The sequence below is a fragment of the Mucilaginibacter lacusdianchii genome, from assembly GCF_009770985.1.
Taxonomy (GTDB): Bacteria; Bacteroidota; Bacteroidia; order Sphingobacteriales; family Sphingobacteriaceae; genus Mucilaginibacter; species Mucilaginibacter lacusdianchii.
This window is the reverse complement of sequence record NZ_WSRW01000002.1, coordinates 521,831-530,615: the sequence shown is the minus strand read 5'-3', so window position 1 is coordinate 530,615 and position 8,785 is coordinate 521,831. Positions and strand designations below refer to the sequence as shown.

6 protein-coding genes are annotated in these 8,785 nt (G+C 43.3%); all 6 read left to right on the top strand.

Going from position 1 to position 8,785, the window contains the following annotated elements; all coding sequences use genetic code 11:
- Positions 1 to 339: 339 nt before the first annotated feature.
- The 6 genes from GPM24_RS09450 (at position 340) to GPM24_RS09425 (ending at position 8,699) form a co-directional block, all read left to right on the top strand.
- Complete coding sequence (locus tag GPM24_RS09450) at positions 340 to 1,866, top strand: xylulokinase (protein WP_158826516.1); 1,527 nt, start codon at positions 340 to 342, stop codon at positions 1,864 to 1,866.
- Positions 1,867 to 1,871: 5 nt separating this feature from the next.
- The gene (gene xylA / locus GPM24_RS09445; RefSeq protein WP_158826515.1) at positions 1,872 to 3,203 is read left to right on the top strand and encodes a xylose isomerase; all 1,332 of its coding nucleotides are present in this window, start codon (positions 1,872 to 1,874) and stop codon (positions 3,201 to 3,203) included.
- Between the two features lie 46 nt (positions 3,204 to 3,249).
- Complete coding sequence (locus tag GPM24_RS09440) at positions 3,250 to 4,923, top strand: sodium:solute symporter family transporter (RefSeq protein WP_158826514.1); 1,674 nt, start codon at positions 3,250 to 3,252, stop codon at positions 4,921 to 4,923.
- Between the two features lie 179 nt (positions 4,924 to 5,102).
- On the top strand, positions 5,103 to 6,440 hold the full coding sequence (locus tag GPM24_RS09435) for a cytochrome ubiquinol oxidase subunit I (protein ID WP_158826513.1): 1,338 nt from the start codon (positions 5,103 to 5,105) through the stop codon (positions 6,438 to 6,440).
- Between the two features lies 1 nt (position 6,441).
- The gene (locus GPM24_RS09430) at positions 6,442 to 7,464 is read left to right on the top strand and encodes a cytochrome d ubiquinol oxidase subunit II (protein WP_158826512.1); all 1,023 of its coding nucleotides are present in this window, start codon (positions 6,442 to 6,444) and stop codon (positions 7,462 to 7,464) included.
- 128 nt (positions 7,465 to 7,592) lie between these two features.
- Positions 7,593 to 8,699 (top strand): spore photoproduct lyase family protein, encoded by a 1,107-nt coding sequence (locus tag GPM24_RS09425; RefSeq protein WP_199269718.1) that lies wholly within the window; start codon positions 7,593 to 7,595, stop codon positions 8,697 to 8,699.
- Positions 8,700 to 8,785: the final 86 nt, after the last annotated feature.

Genomic DNA, 8,785 nt, shown 5'->3' with positions numbered 1-8,785 from the left:
AATGTTTGAACGCATAAAAAGTTTTGAATACAGCTAAGAAATTGTCCACATTAAAGGCAAAGTGCATTGTGATTATCAAAACGCGTGACACCGTTACAATTTCGGGCGTCACCTAATCCTATGCATTTAAAATAAGCAACTAAATCCATACTGCCTTATTATGTTATAGTAAGCAGCAGATGCAGGGTGTTTATTTTACACTATCTTGCTAACGGCTATTGTTAATAAATAAAATGATTTTATCTTTGACAATCGATTGCAAAAGGCGAAAAATAGCATATCTTCGTTTTTAATAACCAATTGACAAACCAGTTTTCAGCATAAATTAAGTACTAACTCATGTTATTATTAGGCATTGATATTGGCACATCCTCAGTAAAAGTTTCTGTGGTTGACGCCGGTACACAAAAGGCAATAGCCTCGGCACAGTATCCTGAAACCGAGTCGCCCATTATCTCCTTGCAACTGGGCTGGGCCGAGCAGTCGCCCGATATGTGGTGGGATCAAGCGCAGCAGGCTATTAAACTGTGTCACAATTCAGGCGCATACAATCCGGATGATGTTGCAGCAATAGGCATCGCTTACCAAATGCACGGATTAGTGCTGGTAGACAAAAATCAGCAGGTGCTGCGCAACAGCATCATCTGGTGCGACAGCCGCGCGGTAGAATACGGCGACAAGGCGTTTGCAGCCATTGGCGAAGAAAAAAGCTTGTCGCACTTATTGAACTCGCCCGGTAACTTTACTGCTGCTAAACTGGCGTGGGTAAAAGAAAACGAACCGGAGCTTTATGCACGGATTGACAAGATAATGCTGCCTGGCGATTTTATTGCCATGAAGTTGACCGGTGAGATTACAACATCGGTATCAGCACTGTCTGAAGGCATCTTTATTGATTTCAAAGAAAACGGGCTTTCGAAAGATGTAATGAACTTTTTTGGTTTCAGTGAACAATTGATTCCCGCAGTTAACCCGGTATTTTCTTCTCATGGTACATTAACACAATCGATTGCAACCCCATTGGGTCTTAAAGCTGGCATACCGGTGGCTTATAAAGCAGGCGACCAGCCTAATAACGCTTTATCGTTAAATGTGTTAAATCCAGGCGAGGTTGCTGCAACAGCTGGTACATCAGGTGTTATTTACGGGGTTAGCGACCAGTTGGCGTATGACCCACAATCGCGTGTAAACACCTTTGCACATGTGAATTATACTAACGAGCAAAAGCGCCTTGGCATTTTATTGTGCATTAATGGTACCGGTAGCTTAAACCGATGGACCAAGAGCTTATTTGGCGCAAGCATCAGCTACGGGCAAATGAACGAACAGGCTAAACAGGTCCCTGCAGGCAGTAACGGCCTGCGTGTGTTGCCGTTTGGCAACGGGGCAGAGCGTATGTTGAACAACAAACTGGTAGGTGTACATTTTCACAATATTGATTTGAACATGCATACGCAGTCGCACATTTTCCGTGCCGTGCAGGAAGGTATTGCCTGTGCATTTCGTTACGGGTTAGATATTATGCGCAGTAACGGCATGAACCCAACCGTTATTCGGGCCGGTAAGGCCAACCTGTTTTTGAGTGACCTGTTTGCCGAAACGTTTGTGAACGTAACCGGTGTTCCGGTTGAGCTGTACAAAAACGATGGTAGCGTTGGTGCGGCATTAGGTGCCGGTATCGGTGCAGGCATATTTGCAACCCCGGCCGAGGCTTTTAAACATATGGAAAAGGTGCAGGTGATAGAACCCACGCAAAATAATTTTGAAGAAATATACCAGGAGTGGAAAGTACTGCTGGAAAAACAACTCATAGCCGAAGACGCTATCAATCAGGAAACAAATCAATCTATCAATATTAATAACTAAATAAAATGGCAAGTATTTTAACAGGAGAAAAGGAATATTTTAAAGGCTTTGGCCAGATTAAATATGAAGGACCTGAAAGCGATAACCCGTTGGCTTTTCGCTGGTATGACGAAAACCGCGTTGTAGCGGGCAAAACTTTAAAAGATCATTTTAAATTTGCCGTAGCTTACTGGCATTCTTTCAATGGCAATGGTTCTGACCCTTTTGGTGGTGCTACGCATGTATTTGAATGGGATCAGAAAGCAGATGCCATTGAGCGTGCCAAAGATAAAATGGATGCCGCGTTTGAGTTCATGACTAAACTGGGCTTACCATACTACTGTTTCCACGATGTAGATGTGGTTGACTATGGCAATGACATCAATGAAAACGACCGACGTTTACAAACTTTGGTTGAGTACGCAAAAGAAAAGCAAGCAGCTAGTGGCATCAAATTGCTATGGGGTACGGCTAACCTGTTCTCTCACGAGCGTTATATGAACGGCGCGTCTACCAACCCTGATTTTCATGTATTGGCACACGGCGCTGCGCAGGTTAAGGCAGCGCTGGATGCTACCATCGCTTTAGGTGGCGAAAACTATGTGTTCTGGGGCGGTCGAGAAGGTTACATGAGCTTGCTGAATACAGATATGAAACGTGAGCAGGAGCACTTGGCTAAGTTTTTACATGCAGCTAAAGATTATGCACGTAAACAAGGCTTTAAAGGTAATTTTTTCATCGAGCCAAAACCATGTGAGCCAACCAAGCACCAGTATGATTATGATGCGGCAACCGTTATTGGCTTTTTACAGAAATACGACCTGCTGGGCGATTTTAAACTGAACCTGGAAGTTAACCATGCTACCTTGGCCGGTCATACTTTTGCACATGAAATGCAGGTAGCTGCTAACGCTGGCATTTTAGGTTCATTGGATGCCAATCGTGGCGACGAACAAAACGGCTGGGATACTGACCAGTTTCCAACCAACCTGGGCGAGGTTACCGAGTGCATGATGGTATTGTTGCGCAACGGCGGCTTACAAGGCGGTGGTGTTAATTTTGATGCAAAAGTACGTCGTAATTCAACCGATCAGGCCGACTTGTTTTATGCGCACATTGGTGGTGCAGATACTTTTGCCCGTGCACTGATTACGGCTGACAACATCCTGCAAAAATCAGATTATTTAAAAGTAGTAACCGAGCGTTATGCTTCATACGATAGCGGCAAGGGTAAAGAATTTGAAGAAGGCAAACTGTCTTTAGAAGACCTGCGTGCCTACGCTATAGAAAACGGCGAACCGGCAACTATCAGCGGTAGACAAGAGTATCTGGAAAATTTGATAAACCGGTATATTTAATTATACTTGTTGCTAGTTAAACCTAAAAAATCCAAGTATAATCTAAATGAATAAGTTAACCGCAGGCGACTACACCGTATTCGTCGTCTACTTTTTAATTGTTGCTATTTATGGTCTGTGGGTATATCGTCGTAAGCGTAATGCCGATGCTACTTCAAAAGACTACTTTTTGGCCGAAGGTTCATTAACCTGGTGGGCTATCGGTTCATCACTTATTGCCTCCAATATTTCGGCAGAGCAATTCGTAGCCATGGCCGGCAACGGCTTTACCATGGGCCTGGCTATATCTGCTTATGAGTGGATGGCTGCCTTAACGTTAGTAATTGTAGCTGTGTTTTTTATTCCGGTGTATCTCCGTAATAAAATTTTTACCATGCCGCAGTTCCTCAGTCAGCGATATAATGACACCGTAGCCATGATTATGGCCGTATTCTGGTTGTTGCTGTATGTAATTGTTAACTTAACTTCTATTTTATACTTGGGCGCTATCGCAGTAAACGGCATATCTGGTATCAACTTTAACTTGTGTTTAATTGCCTTGGCCGTATTTGCGGTAATCATTACCCTGGGTGGTATGAAGGTAATTGGCTTTACCGACGTTATACAGGTGTTCTTCCTGGTATTGGGTGGTTTGGTAACTACTTACATTGCCGTTACGCAGGTATCTGAGCACTTTGGCGGCCACGGTTTTATGGATGGTTTACAATTCATGTACAGCAAGTACAATGATCATTTCCACATGATTCTGAAAAAAGATAATCCAAGCTTTATAGATTTGCCTGGCTTAACGGTACTGTTAGGCGGTATGTGGATTGTGAACTTAAACTATTGGGGCTGTAACCAGTATATTACCCAACGTGCGTTAGGTGCAAACCTTAAAACTGCACGTGGCGGTATTTTATTCGCTGCATTTTTGAAACTCATGATGCCATTAATTGTGGTATTACCAGGTATCGCAGCTTATGTACTGTACAAACAAAGCGTGTTTCCAAGTGAAATGATGGGTAGCCTGAAAGATAATCATGACAAGGCTTACCCGGTATTGTTGAACTTGTTGCCTGCCGGTTTCAAAGGTTTATCATTTGCCGCTTTAACTGCAGCGGTTGTGGCTTCGTTAGCAGGTAAAGCAAATAGTATTGCAACCATCTTCACGTTAGATATCTACAAAAAGAAGTTGGTGCCTAATGCACCCGATCGCAAATTGGTAACTGTAGGTAAAATTGCCGTAGTGGTTGCCATGATATTAGGTGTCGTAATTTCTCCGTTTTTGGGTATCGACAAAAAAGGTGGTTTTACCTTTATTCAGGAATACACAGGCTTCGTATCACCGGGTATTTTTGCCATGTTTATCTTGGGCTTCTTCTGGAAAAAAGCTTCCTCAAATGCTGCCTTGTTTGCAACCATTGGTGGCTTCATCCTATCAGTAGTATTCAAGTTTTTACCAAAAGTAATGGACCTTTCATTCTTATACCCGTCTGGCTTTGCTGTAAAAAGCAAGGACAGTGGCTTGTACGAAATTCCGTTCCTGGATCGTATGGGTTTTGTATTTATCCTTTGTATCATCGGTATGTGGATCATCAGTACTATCGACCATGCAAAAGGCAAACAAACCAACGGTTTGGAAGTAGATAGCAGCATGTTCAAAACCTCTAATTCGTTTGCGGTTGGGTCATTATTTATTTGCGGTATTTTGGTTGCACTTTATACCTTGCTTTGGTAATAACAGCAAACTAATTATACAAAAGGCGGTTCATCTCCATGAGCCGCCTTTTTTGTTTATAGCCCATGCCAAACTTGCCATTCTACTATAAAATTATTTATATATAATCAATATAAGTTGCAAAAAGTAATTGGTGGTAATAGCTTCCGTAATAACTTAGTATCAAATATGTTACCGCAATGAACGACTTTTTAGCTGCCCGATCGCAAATGGCCCTTTCGCTGGGTTTTCACATCATATTCTCGTGTATTGGTATGGTAATGCCCTTTTTTATGGCAGTATCGCATTACCAATGGCTTAAAACTAAAAATGTTGCTTATCAAAACGTTGCCAAGGCATGGAGCAAAGGTGTGGCCATATTTTTTGCTACAGGGGCGGTATCCGGTACTATTTTGTCGTTTGAATTAGGTTTACTTTGGCCACGTTTTATGGAGCACGCCGGTCCGATTTTCGGTATGCCGTTCTCTTTAGAAGGCACTGCATTTTTTATTGAAGCCATTGCGTTAGGATTCTTTTTGTATGGCTGGGATCGATTAAACCCATGGTTCCACTGGTTTACCGGCGTTATAGTAGGGGTTAGCGGGCTGGCATCGGGTATCTTGGTGGTAGCAGGTAATTCATGGATGAACAGTCCTGCAGGTTTTGATTATGTGAACGGCCAGTACCTGAATATTGACCCAATAAAAGCGATGTTTAACAAAGCCTGGTTTTCTGAAGCACTGCACATGACCTTAGCTGCCTTTGCAGCCACAGGTTTTGCAGTGGCCGGCGTGCATGCCTTAATGATATTACGAAATCAGAACGTACGCTTTCACCGGTCGGCTTTTAAGATAGCGGCAGTGTTTGCCGGTGTAGCAGCTATTTTACAACCCCTGGCAGGTGACATTGCAGCCAAGAGTGTAGCGCAACGTCAGCCAGCTAAATTAGCAGCTATGGAAGCTTATTATCATACACAGCCCAACTCCCCACTGCTAATTGGTGGAATTCCAAATGAACAGGAAAAAAAGGTTGATTATGCTATCGAACTTCCGGGGGTATTAAGCTTTTTAGTACATGATAACTTTCATGAGCCCGTAAAAGGTATGGATCAGATACCGGAAAAAAATCAGCCGCCAGTTCCCATTGTTCATTACGCTTTTCAAATTATGGTAGGCCTGGGTATGTTTATGCTGCTGGTATCCGTTTTATACTTTGTGGCGCTTTGGTTTAAAAGAAAATGGTTGGATGCCAACTGGTTGCTTAAGCTGTTTGTTGCCGCTATACCAACCGGATTTATTGCGGTAGAAGCGGGGTGGACGGTTACCGAAGTAGGCCGGCAGCCGTGGATTATCCAAGACGTTATGCGTACTGCCGACGCCGTTACGCCTATGCCGGGCATAGCTTATTCATTTTACCTGTTTACGGCCATTTACATCTCACTAAGTATAGTGGTTGTGTTTTTGCTCTACCGGCAAATTAAAGTTGTACCTGTAATGTATGATAAACCAGCTCCGGCCCTAAACTTAAATGCTTCCTGATATGCAATATGTAATCATCACTTTTTTATGGCTGGCAATTTTGCTGTATCTGGTTTTAGGCGGCGCTGATTTTGGTGCTGGTATCATTGAGTTATTTACACCTTCATCATTGCGTAGCCGCACGCGCAAAGCCGCTTACCAGGCCATTGGGCCAATTTGGGAAGCTAACCACATGTGGCTTATTATTGCGGTTGTAATTCTGTTTGTAGGATTTCCTGTTATTTATAGTACCATGTCGGTCTATCTGCATATACCGTTGGTAATCATGTTGCTGGGCATTACTGCCCGCGGAACAGCCTTTGTGTTCAGAAACTACGATGCTGTGCGCGATAATATGCAGTCGGTATACAACCGCATCTTTTTAGGATCTAGTTTTATAACCCCGTTGTTTTTAGGCATCATTGCCGGTAGCGCTATATCGGGAAAAATCAACCCGAAGGCTACCGACTTTTTATCAGCATATGTGTTTTGCTGGCTAAATTGGTTTTCGGTGGCTATAGGCTTATTTACTGTTGCGCTATGCAGCTTTTTGGCATCTATTTATTTAATTGGAGAAGCTAACAACGATTTCGACAGAAAAAGCTTTGTGCGCAAAGCCATCATCTGGAATGTGGTGGCTGTTACATGCGGTGCGCTGGTTTTTATAGCGGCTTATATAGAGCATATACCGCTTATAAAATGGGTGTTGGGCAATACGGTAGGTTTGGTTGCCGTGATTGCAGCATCTATATCTTTGGTTGTTTTATGGTATCTAATAGCTCAGGGAAAAACGATGGTGCCGCGGGTATTAGCCGGCTTTCAAACAACCATGATTTTACTGGCCGTTACCTATGTACACTTCCCCAATTTCCTTATACTTCAGGGTGGACAGCACTTATCTTTATTTAAGCACCAAGCGCCGGATGCAACCATAAACGCCTTGGGATGGGCTTTGCTGATAGGTAGTTTATTTATACTGCCAGCCTTGTTTTACCTGTATTATCGCTTTCAGCAATTAAGTCATGAAGGCGCTGATGAGCATTAAGTTACATTTATAATTGCCTCATTTTCAGCCTGTATTTTATTCTAATTAAGAGTTAAATAAATTGCTTTTTAAGCTGCCATAATAGCGTTTATATTGGCTTGTGGAATGCTATTTGTACCTATCTGTACATGGAATTACTGACGGTGCTGGAACAGATAGATGAGGAAGCAAAAGTAATTGAAACTACTTCTGCAAAAGGCTTTAAGCTATGGATGCCAAAGCGTGTGGTGTTTACGCCAGATGCACTGGATGAACCTTACGGACAGCAGATTTATGAGCGGGCTAAAAGTTTAAACCTTAATATTGAATTGCTCAAAAACAACCGCATAACCGGCTTGCGCGGTGCTACCGAGCGCGAAACATACAAGATAGCCAAGAATACACTGGCTATTGTTAACGCGCCTAAAAGTGCGTTTAACTTACGCCCTATACCGCCATCGGCCGACTGGCAGTTTCACCTTGCCGAAGGGTGTCCGGCGCATTGCCAGTACTGCTACCTGGCTGGTAGTTTGCAAGGTCCGCCTGCTATCCGTGTGTTTGCCAACTTGCCATCTATCTTAGAAAACACAGTGAAATACGAGCGGCTTAATCAGGTTACCAGCTATGAAGCCAGCTGCTATACCGACCCGTTAAGTTTGGAACATATTACCGGTGGCTTGGCCGAAACCATTAAGTTTTTCGGTCAGCGGCCCATGAGTCATTTACGGTTTGTAAGTAAGTTTGATGCCGTTGAACCTTTAATGGGGTTGGAGCATAACGGACATACCCGTTTTCGATGTAGTTTGAATGCCGATGCCGTAGCGCGCCGGTTGGAGGGCGGAACGCCTAATGTAACTGCACGTATACAAGCTTTACGTAAAATGGCATTGCCCAAAGTGCAGGGTGGGGGAGGCTATCCCATTGGCGTAGTACTGGCACCTATTATGCCTATACCGGGTTGGGAAGATGCTTATGACGATTTATTTAATCAGCTACAGCAAAACATCAACTTCGATTGCGATTTGACCTTCGAGCTCATCAGTCACCGGTTTACGCCGGGGTCTAAGGATGTTTTGATGGAGTGGTATCCAAATACCAGTTTGGATATGGAGGAGAGCACACGGGCAACCAAACGTAATAAATTCGGTGGAACTAAATATGTATACAACCGCGAGCAGATGCAGTTGCTTAAAAGCTTTTTTGAAAGTGAGATCAAAACCCGCTTTCCGAATGCTAAGGTATTGTATTGGACATAAGATAATCCCACCCAAACCCTTCGGGGAAAGGATGGTTTCTGATTAGTAAAACAATATTCGATAAACAAGAAATGTCATTTCGAGTG